The organism is Idiomarina sp., assembly GCF_048265525.1.
Lineage (GTDB): Bacteria > Pseudomonadota > Gammaproteobacteria > Enterobacterales > Alteromonadaceae > Idiomarina.
Genome location: NZ_JBLXBI010000003.1, coordinates 146,178 through 164,337 on the forward strand (window position 1 = coordinate 146,178; position 18,160 = coordinate 164,337).

The window sequence follows — 18,160 nt, forward strand, 5'->3', positions numbered from 1 at the left end:
TGTTACACCTTCAATTCAAATGTGACCGGGCCGTCATTGACGAGCTCAACCTGCATATCTGCTGCAAAACGTCCGGTTTCTACCGGCAAGCCTTGCGCCGACATTTGTTCACAAAAAACCTGATATAAATGCTGTGCCTGGTCGGGCGTTGCCGCTGAAGAAAAGCTGGGACGTCGACCTTTACGAGTATCGGCCGCTAACGTGAATTGAGAAACCACCAAAACGCCACCCTGCGCATCGATAACACTATTATTCATTTTATCTTCAGCGTCACTAAATACGCGATAATTGGCTATGCGCTGAGCTAACTTGGCAGCACTGGCTTCGTCGTCCTTGTGTTCTACACCTAATAAGATTAACAGCCCCGGCCCGATAGAACCGATCAGTTCATCGGCAACAGTGACTTTGGCACGGCTAACGCGCTGAATGAGTCCGATCATGAGTACATACCTTTCAAAAACAGAACGGCTATGGTCGGTGAAAACTCTGAACAGGTCAATCAGACTTCGGCTCAGCTTGCTGTAACTGGTATTCCTCTAAACTCACAGTTAAAACGGCACCAATAAGTACGATTAACCAGGACAGGTAAATCCATACGATAAGAATTGGGATGGTCGCCAGTGCGCCATAGATAGCCTGATAAGTCGGGAAAAAAGTAATGTACAGGGAGAATAACTGCTTACTCAGTTCGAACAGAAGCGCCGCAATAACCGCACCAAAGGCCGCATAACGAAACTTAACCTGGCGATTTGGTACCAGCTGATACATCAACACAAAGAACACAAAAGAAGTGATAACTGGAACAAACCAAAGAACAAAATTTTGCACGCCGGATACGTATTCGTCGGCGAACTGACTGAGTGAAATAAAGTATGAGGTTGCGGCGAGCCCTGAGCCGATCAGAACCGGGCCCAATGTAAGCAGCATCCAGTAAACAGCAAAAGAGACCAACCAATGGCGTTTGCTTGAATCCCGCCAGATATTATTCAGCGCCTTATCAATGGCCGACATGAGCATAATGGCGACAATAAACAGGAAACCGACACCAATTGCTGTCATCTTGGAGGCATTAGTCACAAACTCGTTAAGATACTCCTCCAGTTGTTCACCCGAGGTAGGGAGTAAGTTAGCAAATATTGCCTGTTCCAGGTTTTCCTGCAATTCTTCAAACATAGGGAAAGCTGAAAAAACCGTAAACATAACGACTAACAGAGGCACCAACGACAGCATACTGACGTAGGTCAGGTGGCCTGCGGTAATATTGGTATTGTCGCTGTTAAACCTTTGCCCAAAGTACTTTAGAAAGCCTAAGGTGTGGTTGAAATACGATTTCCATTCAATTTGCTTCATGGTGTATTGAGCTAATCCAGTTTTATTCACGTAGGGAAGTAATAACTATCATGATAGAGAGTCGTGCAAATGGCAATGGTGGTATTAGGTGCCGGCGGTGGATTAGGCCGGGCAATTACTCTGGAGTTACTTAAGCAATACCCCAGTGAAACGATATTCGCGTTGTCGCGGCAGCCTGAGGTGTCGGAGCCAGAGTCGAAAGATGTAACGTATTGCCAAGTAGAAGACTATGATGAGAAAACGCTTGGTGCCTGGGTTCGTGAGTTTAAAAATAGTGGTGAACAGCTAAGCGGCGTTATCTCAACTATAGGCATGTTGCATGACGAAGAAACGTTTCCGGAGAAAAAACTGACCGATATAACGGCAGACAATTTGAATAAGTTATTTTCCGTTAACGCTGTGAAACCCATGCTGGCGCTTAAGGCCTTTTTGCCAATTCTTGACAGAAAGAAAACCCGCTTTTGGGTACAGTTGTCAGCGAAAGTCGGCAGTATTGAGGATAACTATTTAGGTGGCTGGTATGCCTACCGCTCAAGCAAGGCGGGGTTAAACATGCTATTGAAAACAGCTTCAATTGAGTTGAGGCGCACTCATAAAAGCCTGACGGTGGCAGCAATACACCCGGGCACAACGGATACCCGTTTGTCGGAACCTTTCCAGGAGCGAATATCCGCCGACAAACTGTATTCACCTGAACTCTCTGCAGAGCGGATTGTGGCTGTTGTGAAAAACTTAAAACCGGAAAATACCGGAGCGTTATGGCACTGGGACGGTAGCCGTTTACCTTACTGATTTAGTTTGCTTTTTTTAAAGGAATGTCTCTTAATTGGTAAGAGGCATGTTAAGTGCAAGGAGAACACGATGTTATATATTTTAGCCATTTTACTGCCACCCGTCGCAATTTTACTTACCGGTAAAATCTTTCAGGCGATATTCAATGCAATTATCGCCATTGTCGGCGTGGTGCTTTTTATTGTTTCGCTTGGTGCTCTGGGCGCTCTTTACATTATCGCTATTCTTCACGCCATTATTGCGGTGCATGGTTATCATCGGGACAAACGCGACGAACGTATCATTAAAGCTGCACGAGGTGACAAATGAGAAAATGGACATTGCCGTTGGTAGCGGTCTTCATGCTGTCAGCATGTCAAAGTGCTTACTACGGCACTATGGAAAAACTTGGCGTCGAGAAGCGCGATATTCTGGTCGATAGAGTAGACGATGCGCGCGATTCGCAAACCGATGCTCAGGAAGAGTTTCGCTCAGCGTTAGAGCGGCTGGACGCCATGTTAAATATTGATGGTGGTAAGCTGGAAAAGCAATACAATGCATTGCTTGATGATTACGAAGACAGTAAATCTGCAGCAGAGAAAGTTCGTAGCCGTATAGAGGAAGTTGATGAAGTGGCTAATGACTTATTCGACGAGTGGAGCGATGAGCTGGGTGAATACAGTAACGACAACATGCGTCGTGAAAGTGAACGACAGTTGCGCGAAACCGAGCGTCGCTATGCTGAACTGCTTAGGGTTATGGAACGTGCAGCAGACAAGATGCAGCCGGTGCTGGATAAAATGCAGGATAACGTGCTTTATCTTAAGCATAACCTGAACGCCAAGGCGATTGATGCCATTCGTGGTGAATTCAGTAATCTGCAAAGCGATATTTCCGTATTAATAAAAGATATGGAAGCGGCCGTAACCGAGTCGAACCGCTTTATTGAAGCTATGAAAGACTCTCAATCTTAATGAGCAGGAGATAATATGACCGTTTTATTTATTGGTGGTAGCCGCCGTAAGGATTCGCTTAATACCAAACTGAAACACCGTTTAGCCGAAGTGGCTGATAAACATGGTATTCGCTATGAACTGGTTGATGCTGATGCACTGGACGCGCCGATTTACCATGGTGACTTAGAAGCCGCCGACGGAGTGCCTGAGTCGATGAAAAGTTTAGGCGAAAAGATTCAGTCAGCATCGAAAGTTGTTTTGGTGAGCCCGGAGTATAATTCGTCGGTGTCGCCGCTGATAAAAAATGCAATTGACTGGGTGTCACGACTTGATAGTCAGGCCTGGGCTGGTAAAACCGTGTTACTGGCTGCGGCTTCACCCGGTGGTTTAGGCGGCTTGCGAGCCGTAAGTCATTTACGCGATATTCTTGCCAATGTTCAGGCTTGGACCGCACCTCTGTGCGCAAGCTGTCCTAAGGCCAGCGATGACGCTATTGCAGCAATGGATGAGAGTTTCCTGAAACAATTTTTAGAACAAGGAGAGGGCTAGTTAGTGATTGACTGGCAAGTTGTTCAGGAGTTAGGTCCTTACTCATGGAATGGTATAGGCACCGCACTGCTATGTGGTGCCATTGTGGGGCTGGAGCGACAAATTAGGGGGAAGCCGGTTGGTATAAGAACTGCGGCACTCATCATCTTGGGAACCTACCTGTTTTTAGTTGGTGGCTCGTCGGTTGTTAATCAGGGTGGCGATCCGTCACGAGTTATTGGTCAAATTATTACCGGTATCGGTTTTCTTGGCGCTGGCGTTATGCTGGCGCGAGACGGAGTTGTGGTTGGCGTGACTTCCGCAGCGACTATCTGGGCTCTGGCAGCAATTGGCATTGCGGTAGGCCTTGGTATGTACGGGGTTAGTATTGTGTTATCGCTGGTTATTGTCGGTGTACTGCTGGGTGTTGATTTACTAGAGGACACTTTTCAGTCTTTGACCCGCGGCGTACATCGGAAATACAGTGGCTGGCGCCGTAGCCGCGGTGACAGCAATGAGCCTTAACGTTTTAAGCCATTAATGTAACTATCGATAGCCTGGTTGCCATACTCAACTAGAGGAAAGTAATCAGGCGCGAGTAGCCAGTTGTAAATAAGGCCGTCGACCAGAGAGAACAAACCAATAACCGCTACGCGTGAGTGGACTGTCGGCGCAAGTTCATTCCTTTTTACCGCAGTTTCAAAAAGCTTTTCGACGTCGCAAATACACTCGTTGCGGCCGCTTATATGTCTTAGTTTGATAGGGTTTACTTCGTCAATGTATTCACATTTGTGTAAAAGAATACTAGCTAAGGAGCGTACCTGATCGTCGTCCTGAACACGGCGAATAAACTCTTTAGAGCGTTCTTTGACTTCAATTAATGGATCAAATTCGGAGCCTTCAGCAACTTGTTCCCGCATTTCATCAAATGGCAGCTTAACGCGCCCCATGAGAGACTCAATCAAGTCCATTTTATTCTCAAAATGATGGTAAATTGCACCGCGAGTAACGCCTGCTTTCTCCGCCACTTGCATCATCGACGTTTGAGTCACACCTTTTTCGCTGAATAAAGCTTCAGCAGCATCTAACAACTTGGCGCGGGTCTCCATTGCGTCTTCTTTTGTGCGTCGAACCATTTCGGGCTCCTATTTCTTAACATCCGTTCATTATTATAACGGCTTTTGCGTAATCATGCACCTATGTATGTATATTCTGATACAAGGATTTTAAAACAAATAGGGAAAAGCGGTTGTCGAATGGACATTCGACCCTAATAATAAGGGTATACATTTAGTTAAAAAACGCTGAGGTGTGTGATGAAAAACGAACTTGATAACAAACTGATGTTGGATGCGTACGAAAAGATACACACTCATGGTGAAGCTCGTCAGGGTCGCCATTATTTAGACGGTATAGAAGCTTATACCGACCACGACGGTTATACGGTCTTTCTGGAAGGGCATGGGGTTACGCTCACCCTGCAGTTTCATAATTCGTACAACCTAAAATACGACAACGAGAGACAGTACGACCAATTTATACGGGCTCTTAAGAACATCAGCAAAGGCTATGAAACGCCGGGGCTAGAGAGAGGATGAGCCTGGATAAAGCTTACACTGTAAAGGAAGAGGTGGCTCATGCGTTAACTCATGGCATTGGTGCCGTTTTGAGCATAGTTGCCTTAGTTTTCATGTTGGTCTGGGCTGCCGCCTATGGTGATGCCTGGCATGTTGTTGCTGCGAGTATCTATGGTGCCAGCCTTATCCTGCTTTATACTGCCTCAACGCTTTATCACGCTTTCCCGTGGCCGAGAATGAAAGCGGTGTTCCAACAGATGGATCATGCCGCTATCTATGTTTTGATTGCCGGCACATATACACCCTTCGCGCTAATCAATTTGCGCGGTGCCTGGGGCTGGACTTTATTAGGCGTTGCTTGGGGTATTGCTTTATTGGGGGTGATCCTCGAACTGGGTATGAAAAAGCGTATAAAATGGTTATCGCTTAGCTTATATCTGGGAATGGGCTGGATGGCATTAATTGCCATTAAACCGATGATTGATAACGTTGACAGTGGTGGATTAATGCTGCTCGTTGCCGGTGGTTTAGCTTATACGCTAGGCGTTATTTTTTATGTGTGGAAGTCGTTGCCTTATCACCATGCTATCTGGCATCTATTTGTGCTGGCTGGTAGTGTTTTCCACTTTTTTTCGATTTTCTATTTCGTGCTGCCGCAACCGGAATTGCTCAGCGCCGGTTAGCTTTTAGCTGAATTTCAGACATAAAAAAGCCCGCTGATGTAGCGGGCTTCTTGATTATAGACTCCGTCGTCTATTAACCGTTTTTCGGCTCACGACCTAAACGTTTACGATCGTTTTCTGTCAGTGCGCGTTTACGAATACGAATAGACTCTGGTGTCACTTCGACCAGCTCATCATCGTTGATAAACTCAAGCGCCTGTTCCAGCGTTAAACGAATTGGCGTGCTCAGCGTTTGCGCTTCATCAGTACCAGATGCACGAACGTTGGTTAACTGCTTACCTTTCAGGCAGTTTACTGTCAGGTCATTTGAACGGTTATGAATACCGATTATCTGGCCTTCATAAACTTCATCACCGTGTGATGCAAATAACTTACCGCGTTCCTGCAGGTTAAACAGTGAGTAAGTCAGAGCTTTACCCTGAGCATTTGAAATCAGTACACCGTTACTACGCTGACCGATGGTTCCGCCTTTGTGCGGACCGTAGTGGTCAAACGTATGGTACATAAGGCCAGTACCTGAAGTCAGTGTCATGAATTCTGTCTGGAAGCCAATCAAACCACGGCTTGGTACTTCAAAGTCAACGCGAACACGACCTTTACCGTCTGGTGTCATGTTGGTCATTTCAGCTTTACGCGTACCTAATTTTTCCATAACGGCGCCCTGATGCTGCTCTTCAATATCAACCGTCATGGTTTCGTAAGGTTCCAGTTTTTGACCATCTTCGTACTTGATAATAACTTCCGGACGAGAAACGGCTAACTCGAAGCCTTCACGGCGCATGTTTTCGATAAGAACACCTAAGTGCAGCTCACCACGACCTGATACGCGGAAACGATCCGGGTTGTCAGTCTCTTCAACGCGTAATGCTACGTTATGAACTAACTCTTGTTGCAAACGTTCAAGAATTTGACGAGAAGTAACAAATTTACCTTCTTTACCTGCGAAAGGTGAGGTGTTGACCTGGAAGGTCATAGTTACTGTTGGCTCGTCAACTGTCAGTGGCTTCATAGCTTCAGCTTTACCAACTGCACACACGGTGTCGGAGATTTTTAGCTCGCCCAGACCGGTAATGGCGCAGATGTCGCCTGCTGCAGCTTTGTCCGCTTCAATGCGATCAAGACCTAAGTAGCTAAAGACTTTCCCAATTTTGCCGTTACGTTCTTTGCCGTCGGCACCAACAATAGTCACTTGCTGGTTAACTTTCACGCTACCGCGGGTAACACGACCAATACCAATAACGCCTAAGTAGCTTGAGTAGTCAAGCTGTGACACCTGCATTTGCAGGTCGCTTTCAGGGTCAGCATCGGGATGGCTTACCTTGCTAACGATAGTTTCGAACAGTGGCGTCATGTCGCCGTCTTGATCTTCTATGTCTAATGATGCCCAGCCGTTAAGCGCTGATGCGTAAACTACCGGAAAGTCCAGCTGTTCGTCAGTAGCGCCCAGGTTATCAAATAAGTCGAATACCTGATCCATTACCCAGTCAGGGCGTGCGCCAGGACGGTCAACTTTGTTAATAACAAGAATAGGGTTCAAACCATGAGAGAAGGCTTTCTGCGTAACAAATCGAGTTTGAGGCATAGGACCGTCAACGGCATCAACCACTAACAATACCGAGTCTGCCATAGAAAGTACGCGTTCAACTTCGCCACCGAAATCGGCGTGGCCTGGTGTGTCCAGAATGTTGATGCGGTAATCTTGCCAGTTAACCGCTGTGTTTTTGGCGAGGATAGTAATACCACGTTCTTTTTCAAGATCGTTGGAATCCATAATACGGTCTTCTATTTCGCCGCGGCTTTCTAAAGTGCCAGATTGTTGCAACAACTTGTCGACTAGCGTGGTTTTACCATGGTCAACGTGGGCGATGATCGCGATGTTGCGTAGTTTTTCTATATCAAATACCTGAATTGTCATTAAGAACTGCCTGTAGTTGTCCGGGAATGGAACCCCGGGCAAGGGGTTTTATGAAAAATAGCGGCGTATTCTACCTTTTTGAGTTGAATTAAGAAAGGCCTGATTGTTTTTTGTTCGTTATATTTTTATGACGTTATTCTAAAACCTCACTTCCGCACCAATATTGTGCATTATGCGCTATACTGGTGCATATTAATTTGTGCAATATAGTGCTAAATAAACTAACTTTATGAATATAAACAAAAAAGTCAGTTGGCACAGGCTTTGCTATACTCAAGCTGTATTTTTAGACGCTGTCTACGGAGGACAACATGTCAGCTAATAAGATTTTCGATACCATCAAAGAACACGACGTAAAATTCGTCGATTTACGCTTTACCGATACTAAAGGTAAAGAGCAACACGTCACTATTCCGGTGTCGCAAATCGATGAAGACTTCTTTGAAGAAGGTAAAATGTTTGATGGTTCATCTATTTCCGGCTGGAAAGGCATTAACGAATCAGACATGGTACTGATGCCAGACAACGAGTCTGCGGTGATTGACCCCTTTACTGATGAAGTCACATTGAATGTACGCTGTGACATTCTTGAGCCGGAAACTATGCAAGGCTACAGCCGTGACCCTCGTTCAATTGCGAAGCGCGCGGAAGACTTCCTGCGTTCATCAGGCATTGCAGACGACGCTTACTTCGGTCCGGAACCTGAGTTCTTCCTGTTTAACGACGTACGTTTCCACACAGACATGAGTGGTTCGTTCTACAAGATTGACGCGGAAGAAGCGAAGTGGAACTCAGGCCGTGAATATTCAGAAGGTAACCTGGCTCACCGTCCTGGTGTAAAAGGCGGTTACTTCCCGGTGCCTCCGGTAGACTCAGCGCACGACATTCGTGGCACCATGAGCTTAGTAATGGAAGACATGGGTATGGTTGTTGAAGCCCATCACCACGAAGTAGCGACAGCAGGTCAGAACGAAGTGGCTACACGCTTTAATACTCTGACTAAGAAAGCTGATGAACTGCAGGTTTATAAGTATGTGGTGCACAACGTCGCACACTCTTATGGTATGACCGCAACCTTTATGCCGAAGCCACTGGTTGGTGATAACGGCTCTGGTATGCACGTGCATATGTCACTGAACAAAGGCGGCGAAAACTTATTTGCCGGCGACCAGTATGCAGGTTTGAGCGAAACCGCGCTGTTCTATATTGGCGGTATTATTAAGCACGCACGTGCCATTAACGCTTTTGCGAACGCCTCTACTAACTCGTACAAGCGGCTGGTTCCTGGCTTTGAAGCACCGGTCATGCTGGCTTATTCTGCCCGTAACCGTTCGGCTTCTATCCGTATTCCATTAGTTTCCAGCGCGAAAGGTCGCCGTATTGAAGTGCGCTTCCCTGACCCAAGTGCGAACCCATACCTGGCCTTTACTGCATTGTTAATGGCTGGTCTTGACGGTATCCGTAACAAGATCCACCCTGGCGATGCCATGGACAAGGATTTATACAATCTGCCTCCTGAAGAAGCGAAAGACATTCCGACCGTTTGTCACTCACTGGAAATGGCTCTGGACGCGTTGGATAAAGATCGCGACTTCCTGAAGCAAGGCGGCGTTATGGACGACGACATGATTGATGCCTACATCGATCTTAAGTACAACGAAGTAGAAACATTGAAGAAGACTACCCACCCGGTAGAATTCGATATGTACTACAGCGTTTAATGGTCACTGGCCGGGTAAGGTGTCTTGCCTTACCCGGTTGCACCAACTTGGTGCGTAATTTATCCTGCCTTCGTGAACGATAGCGCGCTACTTAACCAATTACTCACAGGCATACTCATCCTCGATGATCGCCTGACCATCCGTTACGTCAATTCGTCTGCTGAATCCTTGCTCGATCACAGTGCAAAACGCTTGTTGGGCGAACCCTTCACTGCGGCTTTTTACCAATGTTCGCTGGCGTCAGAAACGCTGATGGAGTGTCTGAATAGCGAGCAAACAGTGCTGAATGCGGAAGCTCAGTTCGCGCTGCATTCCGGGCACAATATTCGGGTGGAAACCAGCATTCAGACAGTAGAGCAATCTTTTGGGCGTGCTTTGCTACTGGAATTAAAACAAGTAGACCAGTTGCGGCGAATAAATCAGGAAGACCAACAGCGTAATCAGCTATTCGCTACCCAGCACTTACTGCGTGGTATGGCGCATGAAATAAAGAACCCTTTGGGTGGTTTACGCGGCGCAGCGCAGTTACTAGCGCGGCAGCTTCCGGACGAGAGCCTGACAGAGTATACGGATTTGATTATTAGCCAGTCGGACCGGTTAAGGTATTTGGTCGACAGGTTACTTGGGCCAGTAAAAAGGGGCGAGTCGAAAGAAACCAATATTCATGAGGTGTTGGAAAGAGTTGCCAGAACTTTGGTGTACGAATATGGCGACTCGCTACATTTGATCCGGGATTACGACCCGTCACTGCCGGATATTCAGGTGGTTGCGGAAGCTTGTGAACAGGTATTTTTGAACATAGCCCAAAATGCAGCACAAGCGATGTCCGGCGAAGGCACTATTACAATTAAAACCCGGGTAGAGCATCAATTGACTCTGTTTGGACAGCGCTATCGGCAATGTGCAGTGGTTACTTTGACCGATAATGGACCCGGTATTCCGGCAGAGCTGCGCGATACCCTGTTTTATCCGTTGATAAGCGGTCGTGCCGAAGGAACCGGGCTCGGCTTGTCACTGGCACAAAACTTGGTGCATCAGCATAAAGGGAAAATTGATTTTGATTCCAGCCCCGGAAAAACTCGGTTTTCAGTGTATCTGCCTTATCTTTCTGCAGAAAATGGTAATGAGGTGACGGATGACCACTAATGCTCAGTTATGGATAATTGATGATGACGACTCGATTCGCTGGGTACTGGAAAAAGCCTTTGCCGATAGCCGTTATCACGTGCGCAGTTTTGCCAATGGCGAAGACTTTTTCACAGCTTTAAAGAGCGATAAACCAACCGTTGTGCTCACCGATATCCGTATGCCGGGAGAAAACGGCCTCGCGGTACTGGAGCGGTTGCATCAGACCGAAGCGCATTTGCCTGTTGTGGTTATGACCGCGCATTCCGATCTCGAGACAACGGTAAAAGCGTTTCAGGGCGGCGCATTTGAGTATCTGGCAAAGCCCTTTGACATTGATGAAGCTATTACCGCCGTTGACCGTGCTCTGCAGCATGCCAGACAAAGTGAAAATGCGCCCGCGCAAATAGACGCAAATTCAGTTCCCGAGCTTATTGGTGAAGCCACGCCTATGCAGGATGTGTTTCGTGCTATCGGTCGCTTGTCGGGCTCCAGCGTTAGTGTGCTGCTTACCGGAGAAACCGGTACCGGCAAAGAAGTTGTCGCGCGAGCTCTGCATAAACACAGCCCACGGGCGGATAAACCTTTTATTGCGCTTAACATGGCAGCAATACCCGCCGATTTAATTGAGTCGGAACTGTTCGGGCATGAGCGAGGAGCCTTTACCGGAGCCGACCGGAAACGCGTCGGGCGGTTTCAGCAAGCTGACGGTGGTACTTTGTTTCTGGATGAAATTGGTGATATGCCGTTACCAGTTCAGACCCGGCTACTGCGTGTTCTGGCCGAAGGGCAATTTTATCCGGTGGGAGCGCTGCAACCGGTAAAAGTGGATGTGCGTGTCATTGCTGCAACCCACCGGGAGCTGGAACACTTAGTTAACCAGGGCACATTCCGGGATGACCTTTATCATCGTCTTAACGTTATCCGGCTGCGACTGCCGCCTCTGCGTGAACGAGCAGAAGATATTGATACTCTGGCCAGACACTTTCTTAAAAAATCGGCCGAAGAGTTGAATGTCACACCAAAATCGTTGTTAAATGAAACGCTTAGCACACTTAAGGACTACAACTGGCCCGGCAATGTCCGGCAGTTGGAGAATACTTGTCGTTGGTTAACAGTTATGGCGCCCGGGCAACAAATTAGCCCCCGCGACCTGCCTGAAGACATTTTGGTGACCTCAGAACCTGTTCCGGCGAAGCAAAAGGGTGAACTGACCTGGTTACACTCGTTGCAAACCGAGCTGGAGCAGCAACCGTTAAACTCGCAGGATGTTCTGCAAAGTTACCAGCAGCAGCTGGAGCAGATTGCGTTACAGACTGCGTTAAAACGCTTCTCCGGACACAAACAAAAAGCAGCCGCATGGCTGGGTTGGGGAAGGAACACTTTAACGCGAAAATTGAAAACTCTGCTAAAATAAAAAGTGTAAAGTAAAAGTTATGTAAAGAGGGTCGTATCCACCCCCGGCATTTTGGATCATGGATTTATTTCTGGAGAGAACAACAAGTTATGAGACATTCCGTACTACTCATTGACGATGATACTGAAATGTCTGTCATGCTGACAGAATTGTTTAAACGTGAATCTGTGGATTTAAGTGTCGCTGAAGATGGTGTCACTGGTCTTGATAAAGCACTTAACGGTGACTACGAACTTATTTTGCTGGACGTAATGTTACCCGGTATTGATGGTATGCAGCTTTTGCAACGATTGCGCCAACAACACCGAGATACCGCCGTACTAATGCTGACGGCTCGTGGTGACGATGACGACAGAGTTATGGGGCTGGAGCTTGGTGCAGATGATTATCTGCCAAAACCTTTCAACCCACGCGAACTGATTGCCCGTGTAAGAGCTCTGCTGCGTCGCACGCCAAACACGACCATGCAGAATGAAAGCCTGAATGTTTGCGGCATCGTGCTGGATCCGGCGACCACCGAAGTGAAATGCGATGACGCAGAACTGATACTGACCCCAACCGAATTTGATATTTTGCGTTGCCTGATGCAGCAGGCCGGTCAAATGGTTAGCAAGGATCAGCTGTCGGTTGCGGCACTGGGACGAAAAATGGAGCCTTTTGACCGCAGTCTGGATGTGCATATTAGTAACATCCGGAAGAAATTCCCGGCAAAACCTGATCGTATTCAAACCATACGAGGTCGCGGCTACCGACTGATTGCAAGCTTATGAAAAACCGGCGTACGCGGTGGTACCGATCGCTTGCTCTGAGATTACTTTTCATTTTCTGGGCGCTGCTTTCGGTCACGGCGGCCAGTGGTTATTTGTTAGCAGTTTGGAATAAACCCAAAGCTGAACTTAAACCACTGAACTCGGAGATTTATCAGACGTTACAGCCTTTATTGAGCGATGCCCTAACCTTTCACTCGTTACAACCCGGCCGGCTTATTGCCGGTGACTACCGTGTTGCTGCTCAGTTATCGGTGCAGGGCAGCGAGAAGCTGTTAATGGACGAGATGCTGCGCGTGAGCCATGGCTCCACACTATTGCGTATGCTGGGTCAGGATTCACCTCAGCAAATTCCTCTGGATGAACGTTTGCTAATGGGTCCGTTCGAGCTCGACGGCAATAAAATTCTGGTGACTAAGCCATTAGGCATTGAGGAGCAGGTTGACCGTGAGCAACTGGAAGCTGAGTCGACTCGTGCGCGCATACTGACTTTGCTGGTCGGGAGTGGTTTACTTGCGGTCTTGTTGGGTATTTGGCTTATTCGTCCTATACGACGAATGATCTTAGCAATGCGTGAAGTGGCTGACGGCAGTGCGACACCAGAACTTAAACGCTTACCTAAACGCGGCGATGAAATTGGCGAACTGGCAAGAGCTTTATCGCAGGGTGCAATTGACTTAGCAACCTCGCGCGACGCACAACGGCGCTTACTCAGCGATGTATCACATGAGTTACGCTCTCCTATGGCGCGTATGCAAGTTGCTCTGGATTTAGCCGATTGCGACGAGAACGACTCCAATTGGCAGCAACTGCGACGCGATACTGAACGTCTCAGTGTGATTATTGAACGTATTCTGTCGCTGTCGAGACTGGAGAATGGACTGGTTGATCTGAACCATGAAAGTCTGGATAGTGGTGAACTGGCGCAGCAGCTTATTAACGATATGTGTTATCAGCATCCCGAAGTACGGGAGCGCCTGTTGCGTCACGGCAGTAACTGGCCGGTTATTGATACCGACCCTGAGTTGCTGCGGCTGGTTCTCGAGAATATTGTCCGTAATGCGCTGCACTACACTGATGATAATGTAGAGCTTTCTTGTGACGATTACGGTAAAGGCTGTCATATACGTATTCGGGACCATGGCCCGGGGGTTGATGAAAGCACCATAAGTAAACTTTTTGTGCCCTTTTATCGCGGCGACCCAGCGCGACATCATAAAGCCGGCGTTGGTCTTGGTTTAGCCCTGAGTCATCGCGCGGCGGCTGTTCTGGGTGGCGAATTAAAAGCTCATAATCACTCTGAAGGGGGACTTGAAGTCGTGTTAGACTTACCTAAAAGTCAGCCTGAACAGAAAGAATGAAGCAACCGCCTACTACACAACAACGCCCTGCGGACGACACGCCTGAATGGCTTGAGTTTTTTAACACTCAAGTCGAAGTCTTTTGGGAACAACAAGTTACCTCTGAGTATTTTACTGCATTTGATGGTATCAAATTACACTTTGCTTATTACCGACATAGTGATTCCGCACCCTTAGTGGTTATTGCTCCGGGGCGAATAGAATCGGCGCTTAAGTATCAGGAACTGTTTTGGGAGCTGGCGCAGCAAGGCTTTTCCGTTGCCGCACTGGATCACCGTGGGCAGGGGTTGTCGGGGCGTTTGACGGCGAACCCTCATCAGGGGCATGTCGAGAGCTTTAACGACTTTGTACGTGACTTTTCAGACTTTACTGACCTGTTAATGGCACGATTTGGCGATGTACCTAAAATGCTGTTCTCTCATTCGATGGGCGGAACAATAGCGACCATTTACTGTGCCACTTACCAGCACCCTTATAAAAAGTTGATACTCTCCGCTCCTATGTTCTCCATAGAAACAGGAATAGTTCCTTATCGGTTGGCGCGTTGGATAGTTTTTGCTGGAGCCTGGCTAAACCAATGGCTGGCAAAACCCTGGTACTTTCTCGGTATGGGAAATTACAAGCCGGTGCCTTTTGAAGATAACGTTCTGACGCACAGCCAACAGCGATATAAGGCATTTCGGGATGTTTACGACAATGTTTCGGATGTTCAGCTAGGCGGGCCCACATTTAACTGGCTGTATGAGGCCATCAGTGCCGCTATCAACGCGCAGAAGCTGGCAAATGACATCACCATTCCGGTCATTCTGTTTCAGGCTGGGAATGACAAAGTAGTTTCCGCTTCAGGACAAAAGAAAGTAGCTGCTGCGGTTACCGGTGATCACTTTCGGTTTAAGACCATTAAAGGTGCGTCGCACGAGTTGATGATGGAAACAGACAAGTTTCGTCAACCTGTGCTGGACGCTCTTATTGAAGAGACCCGGAAACTTGTTAACGCTTAAGTGAACCTTCCACGACGGCGACAATTTCAGGGTCCATGTGGACAATAATATCGGCTCCCGGAAAAGCTTTCATTAGCTGCGCTTCAACATCATCGGCAATGGCGTGTGCCCGTAATAGAGACAACTCGTTGGCCAGCTCAATGTGCAACTGAATAAAGCGTACCGGCCCGGCCTCCCGTGTGCGTAGACCGTGAAAGCCTCTAACGCCGTTTACCGCCATTGTGATATTACCAATCTGCTCTTGCAGCTCTTCTGACAACTCACGATCCATCAGTGCCTGAAAGGCGTCCCAGCCAATACGAACTGCGCCAATAATGAGGTAAACCGCAATGCCCATGGCAAAAATACTGTCAGCCCAGAGCCAGCCATAGCTACTTAAAATTAACGCCACAATAACGGCTAAGTTCAGCAGTATGTCCGACTGATAGTGAAGATTATCGGCCTGCACGGCCTGAGAGTTGGTATGACGAATAGCCATACGCTGTATAACAATTAAAACAAAGGTAATGACAATAGCAATGGCAGAAACCGCGATACCGTAACCCACTTTAGGCACACTGCCGCCCTGCATAAACTGTTGAACGCTGTGAAAAATAAGCAGCATGCTGGAACCGGAAATAAAGGCGCTTTGCGCTAACGCCGCCAGGGATTCGGCTTTACCGTGACCGAATCGATGCTCTTCATCTGCTGGTTGCAAAGCGTAGCGAATCGCAAAAAAGCTGAATATGGAAGCGCCGCTGTCTAAAATTGAATCGGTGAGAGATGCCAGCATACTGGCTGATTCTGTCTGGAACCAGGCAAAAAGCTTAATGGTAATTAGGATTATGGCAACGATAACCGACGCTGTACTAGCCAGTCGTACCCAAAAAGCATAATTCTGTTGGTAGTTTTTCTGATTTGCCACAGTACCGGTACACATTTATAAAAGATATTCTGCTATTCTACCGCTTTTACCCAAGTGATGAAAACGACCATGTTGCACCTTGTACTGTTTGAGCCTGAAATTCCCCCTAATACCGGCAACGTTATTCGTTTGGCGGCGAACACGGGCATGTCCTTGCATTTAATTGAGCCCTTAGGGTTTGAGCTGGATGAAAAAAAAGTACGTCGGGCGGGTCTTGATTATCACGATTTAGCTTCTGTAAATATCCATAAAGACTGGCAGAGCTTTCTGAATAGTACCTCGTTTAACCGCATTTTTGCGTGCACAACCAAAGGTAAGACAAATTACTCTGCAGTGGCTTATGAGGCCGGCGATGTTTTGTTGTTTGGCCCTGAAACTCGCGGGCTGCCAATGGAGGTCCTGGAAACTTTTCCACAAGAGAACTGGTTGCGGTTGCCAATGGCGGACACCAGCCGAAGCCTGAATTTATCCAATTCAGTGGCTATTTTTGCTTATGAAGCCTGGCGCCAGAACGATTTTACAGGCGCTCGTTAATTTGCTGTTTAGCCCTTTTTTCAATTGTCTGTTCGAACAGCGTGTTATCAAATAGTTGACGAAGTGCACGGCCTCTGTTGTTGTCGAGAAAGGCCATGAATAAAGGTTGTGGTCCCGACAGCTTCTGTTTCTTGTAGGGCTTTTCGGTCCAGTCAGGCAGGTTGTCCTTGTAGTCTATTACCGCACTGACCCTTTCCATATCCAGCAGTGCAAAGCAGTCCAGTGAATTCGAGGCCCGGTAAAAGGGTCGGTCGGTATCCACTAAGTTTTGCATGAAGCGAGGGCCGGATACACAAATAGGACCATCATTCGGTTGTTCAAGGGTGAAAAGAAAAATGCTGTCGTCGTAGCCAATATGATATTTAGACAGAATGATATTTTTTATTTTCTGATCAGGACGAACACCGATTAACGCATCTGCACGGCCTTCCTGTAGTAATTGAATACTTCGCTGCCAACTGCTGACAACCGTATTGAGCCGGGAGGTAAAAGTCGGAAATACGGATTTAGCCAAATTCCATAATTTGCCCGTGCCGTCGGCATTCAGTAAACCCTGATGTATAGCCCCGACAACGGTCAGTTCGTCAGGACGCTTTACGGGCTGTACTGGTGTTTCCAGGGTGACACCATACTGCTCGCGTAGTGCTTTCATCCGGCCGTTGTCACGCATAGTTTGCAGATGATAAGTCAGTTGGGGGATAAGCCTGGCATGATCCTCGTTCAGATAATGAAAACCAACCTCTGTCGATAACTTATGAGTAATTAAATGAGGGTTATCTCTCAGCTCTGAATTTTCAAATTGAAAATCCCCCATAAATGCCATTTGAATGCGCCCCGAATCAAGTAATTTTACCACCTGTTCAATATTGATAGGGGTGACAATGGATGGTTCGTAAGGCAGGTTTTTGACAACTTTAGTAATTGAGTCCATACCGTTAACGTAGGCCAGACTTTCCATTTCTGACAATGGGCAGTAACCACAATTGCGACGATCGGCCACCGCAATAATATCGAAAGTGAATAATGGAAAAGGCACCCTGCGGAGGTGTCGACGCTTATCTTCAAGTAGCGCGGTTCTGCCCAGTTCTCCAGCAATTGTGCCTTCAGTAGCTAACTGCTCACCTCGTAAGCGGGGAAGCTCTATGTACTCGAGTTCAATATCGAGTTTTTCATAAGCCTCTTCAAGCACCGCTGTTACATATTGCGTAAAGGGCCCTTTCTCGGGTGCACGGAAGGTCAGTTTCTGCTCTGAGAAAGCAAGACTAGTCATCGGGAGCAGACCCGCGAGCAGTAACAGAAAGCAAAAACGTAACGGTGACTTCATAACAACGCGTGTGATCTTATTTCATAAAAGAGGGTTAGTATAGCAGTGTTCAGATGCTCGTCACGAGCCCTGAAAATTATTTATTTTCATATACTTATATTTGTTAACAGTGGCTTTACTATAGCTTATTACATAAGTTAATTCTGCGAGAATTTTAGGTCTGTCTATAATAAATGCGTTAATCTATTGTCCTATATTTGACAGTTAGGTCGTTAACGCTCTAGCG

Annotated in this window: 20 protein-coding genes; 14 read left to right on the forward strand and 6 right to left on the reverse strand. The window is 47.3% G+C overall.

The window, feature by feature from the left end; all coding sequences use genetic code 11:
- Nucleotides 1-2: 2 nt before the first annotated feature.
- On the reverse strand, nt 3-440 hold the full coding sequence (dtd, locus tag ACN0TF_RS08280; protein ID WP_153850157.1) for a D-aminoacyl-tRNA deacylase: 438 nt from the start codon (nt 438-440) through the stop codon (nt 3-5).
- Between the two features lie 55 nt (nt 441-495).
- Nucleotides 496-1,350: a virulence factor BrkB family protein gene (locus tag ACN0TF_RS08285; protein ID WP_153850156.1), complete on the reverse strand. Its 855-nt coding sequence runs from the start codon at nt 1,348-1,350 to the stop codon at nt 496-498.
- A 69-nt stretch (nt 1,351-1,419) separates the two neighbouring features.
- On the opposite strand from ACN0TF_RS08285, the gene ACN0TF_RS08290 reads away from it, so the two are divergent.
- From ACN0TF_RS08290 to ACN0TF_RS08310, 5 genes are all read left to right on the forward strand, one after another.
- Nucleotides 1,420-2,142, forward strand: coding sequence for an SDR family NAD(P)-dependent oxidoreductase (locus tag ACN0TF_RS08290; protein WP_417441544.1), 723 nt, complete (start codon nt 1,420-1,422; stop codon nt 2,140-2,142).
- Between the two features lie 69 nt (nt 2,143-2,211).
- Entirely contained in the window at nt 2,212-2,451 is a 240-nt protein-coding gene (locus tag ACN0TF_RS08295) for a YqaE/Pmp3 family membrane protein (protein ID WP_417441545.1), read from the forward strand.
- The gene (locus ACN0TF_RS08300) at nt 2,448-3,095 is read left to right on the forward strand and encodes a DUF2959 domain-containing protein (protein WP_417441546.1); all 648 of its coding nucleotides are present in this window, start codon (nt 2,448-2,450) and stop codon (nt 3,093-3,095) included. Before ACN0TF_RS08295 ends, ACN0TF_RS08300 begins: the two co-directional genes overlap by 4 nt.
- Nucleotides 3,096-3,110: 15 nt before the next feature.
- Nucleotides 3,111-3,626, forward strand: coding sequence for an NADPH-dependent FMN reductase (locus tag ACN0TF_RS08305; protein ID WP_417441547.1), 516 nt, complete (start codon nt 3,111-3,113; stop codon nt 3,624-3,626).
- 3 nt (nt 3,627-3,629) lie between these two features.
- Entirely contained in the window at nt 3,630-4,130 is a 501-nt protein-coding gene (locus ACN0TF_RS08310) for an MgtC/SapB family protein (RefSeq protein ID WP_417441548.1), read from the forward strand.
- Here ACN0TF_RS08310 and ACN0TF_RS08315 read toward each other — a convergent pair.
- Nucleotides 4,127-4,741, reverse strand: a complete 615-nt coding sequence (locus ACN0TF_RS08315; protein ID WP_417441549.1) for a TetR family transcriptional regulator — start codon at nt 4,739-4,741, stop codon at nt 4,127-4,129. The genes ACN0TF_RS08310 and ACN0TF_RS08315 overlap by 4 nt on opposite strands.
- A gap of 180 nt (nt 4,742-4,921) precedes the next feature.
- On the opposite strand from ACN0TF_RS08315, the gene ACN0TF_RS08320 reads away from it, so the two are divergent.
- Both ACN0TF_RS08320 and trhA read left to right on the forward strand, forming a co-directional pair.
- Nucleotides 4,922-5,203, forward strand: a complete 282-nt coding sequence (locus ACN0TF_RS08320) for a DUF3081 domain-containing protein (protein ID WP_153850151.1) — start codon at nt 4,922-4,924, stop codon at nt 5,201-5,203.
- On the forward strand, nt 5,200-5,865 hold the full coding sequence (trhA, locus tag ACN0TF_RS08325) for a PAQR family membrane homeostasis protein TrhA (protein WP_417441550.1): 666 nt from the start codon (nt 5,200-5,202) through the stop codon (nt 5,863-5,865). The genes ACN0TF_RS08320 and trhA overlap by 4 nt, the downstream gene beginning before the upstream one ends.
- Before the next feature lie 73 nt (nt 5,866-5,938).
- Here trhA and typA read toward each other — a convergent pair whose 3' ends face one another.
- Nucleotides 5,939-7,780, reverse strand: coding sequence for a translational GTPase TypA (gene typA / locus ACN0TF_RS08330; RefSeq protein WP_417441551.1), 1,842 nt, complete (start codon nt 7,778-7,780; stop codon nt 5,939-5,941).
- A gap of 311 nt (nt 7,781-8,091) precedes the next feature.
- Here typA and glnA point away from each other — a divergent pair, with 311 nt between their 5' ends.
- The 6 genes from glnA (at nt 8,092) to ACN0TF_RS08360 (ending at nt 15,172) form a co-directional block, all read left to right on the forward strand.
- On the forward strand, nt 8,092-9,501 hold the full coding sequence (gene glnA, locus ACN0TF_RS08335) for a glutamate--ammonia ligase (protein WP_011235662.1): 1,410 nt from the start codon (nt 8,092-8,094) through the stop codon (nt 9,499-9,501).
- Nucleotides 9,502-9,573: 72 nt separating this feature from the next.
- Nucleotides 9,574-10,647 carry a nitrogen regulation protein NR(II) gene (gene glnL, locus ACN0TF_RS08340; protein WP_417441552.1) on the forward strand — a complete coding sequence of 358 codons (1,074 nt, stop codon included), beginning with the start codon at nt 9,574-9,576 and terminating at the stop codon, nt 10,645-10,647.
- Nucleotides 10,637-12,043: a nitrogen regulation protein NR(I) gene (ntrC, locus tag ACN0TF_RS08345; protein WP_417441553.1), complete on the forward strand. Its 1,407-nt coding sequence runs from the start codon at nt 10,637-10,639 to the stop codon at nt 12,041-12,043. The genes glnL and ntrC overlap by 11 nt, the downstream gene beginning before the upstream one ends.
- An 89-nt stretch (nt 12,044-12,132) precedes the next feature.
- Nucleotides 12,133-12,813 (forward strand): response regulator transcription factor, encoded by a 681-nt coding sequence (locus tag ACN0TF_RS08350; protein ID WP_011235659.1) that lies wholly within the window; start codon nt 12,133-12,135, stop codon nt 12,811-12,813.
- Nucleotides 12,814-12,905: 92 nt separating this feature from the next.
- A complete protein-coding gene (locus tag ACN0TF_RS08355) occupies nt 12,906-14,171 on the forward strand; it encodes a sensor histidine kinase (RefSeq protein ID WP_417441554.1) in 1,266 nt (421 codons plus the stop codon).
- The gene (locus ACN0TF_RS08360) at nt 14,168-15,172 is read left to right on the forward strand and encodes a lysophospholipase (RefSeq protein ID WP_417441555.1); all 1,005 of its coding nucleotides are present in this window, start codon (nt 14,168-14,170) and stop codon (nt 15,170-15,172) included. Before ACN0TF_RS08355 ends, ACN0TF_RS08360 begins: the two co-directional genes overlap by 4 nt.
- Here the strand turns inward: ACN0TF_RS08360 and ACN0TF_RS08365 are convergent.
- Nucleotides 15,162-16,091 carry a cation diffusion facilitator family transporter gene (locus ACN0TF_RS08365; RefSeq protein ID WP_417441556.1) on the reverse strand — a complete coding sequence of 310 codons (930 nt, stop codon included), beginning with the start codon at nt 16,089-16,091 and terminating at the stop codon, nt 15,162-15,164. The two genes, ACN0TF_RS08360 and ACN0TF_RS08365, sit on opposite strands and share 11 nt — an antisense overlap.
- A gap of 54 nt (nt 16,092-16,145) precedes the next feature.
- Between ACN0TF_RS08365 and trmL the strand changes: the two genes are divergently transcribed.
- Nucleotides 16,146-16,610, forward strand: coding sequence for a tRNA (uridine(34)/cytosine(34)/5-carboxymethylaminomethyluridine(34)-2'-O)-methyltransferase TrmL (gene trmL, locus ACN0TF_RS08370; protein WP_011235655.1), 465 nt, complete (start codon nt 16,146-16,148; stop codon nt 16,608-16,610).
- Here trmL and ACN0TF_RS08375 read toward each other — a convergent pair.
- Nucleotides 16,594-17,934 carry an ABC transporter substrate-binding protein gene (locus tag ACN0TF_RS08375; RefSeq protein ID WP_417441557.1) on the reverse strand — a complete coding sequence of 447 codons (1,341 nt, stop codon included), beginning with the start codon at nt 17,932-17,934 and terminating at the stop codon, nt 16,594-16,596. The genes trmL and ACN0TF_RS08375 overlap by 17 nt on opposite strands.
- Between the last annotated feature and the right edge of the window lie 226 nt (nt 17,935-18,160).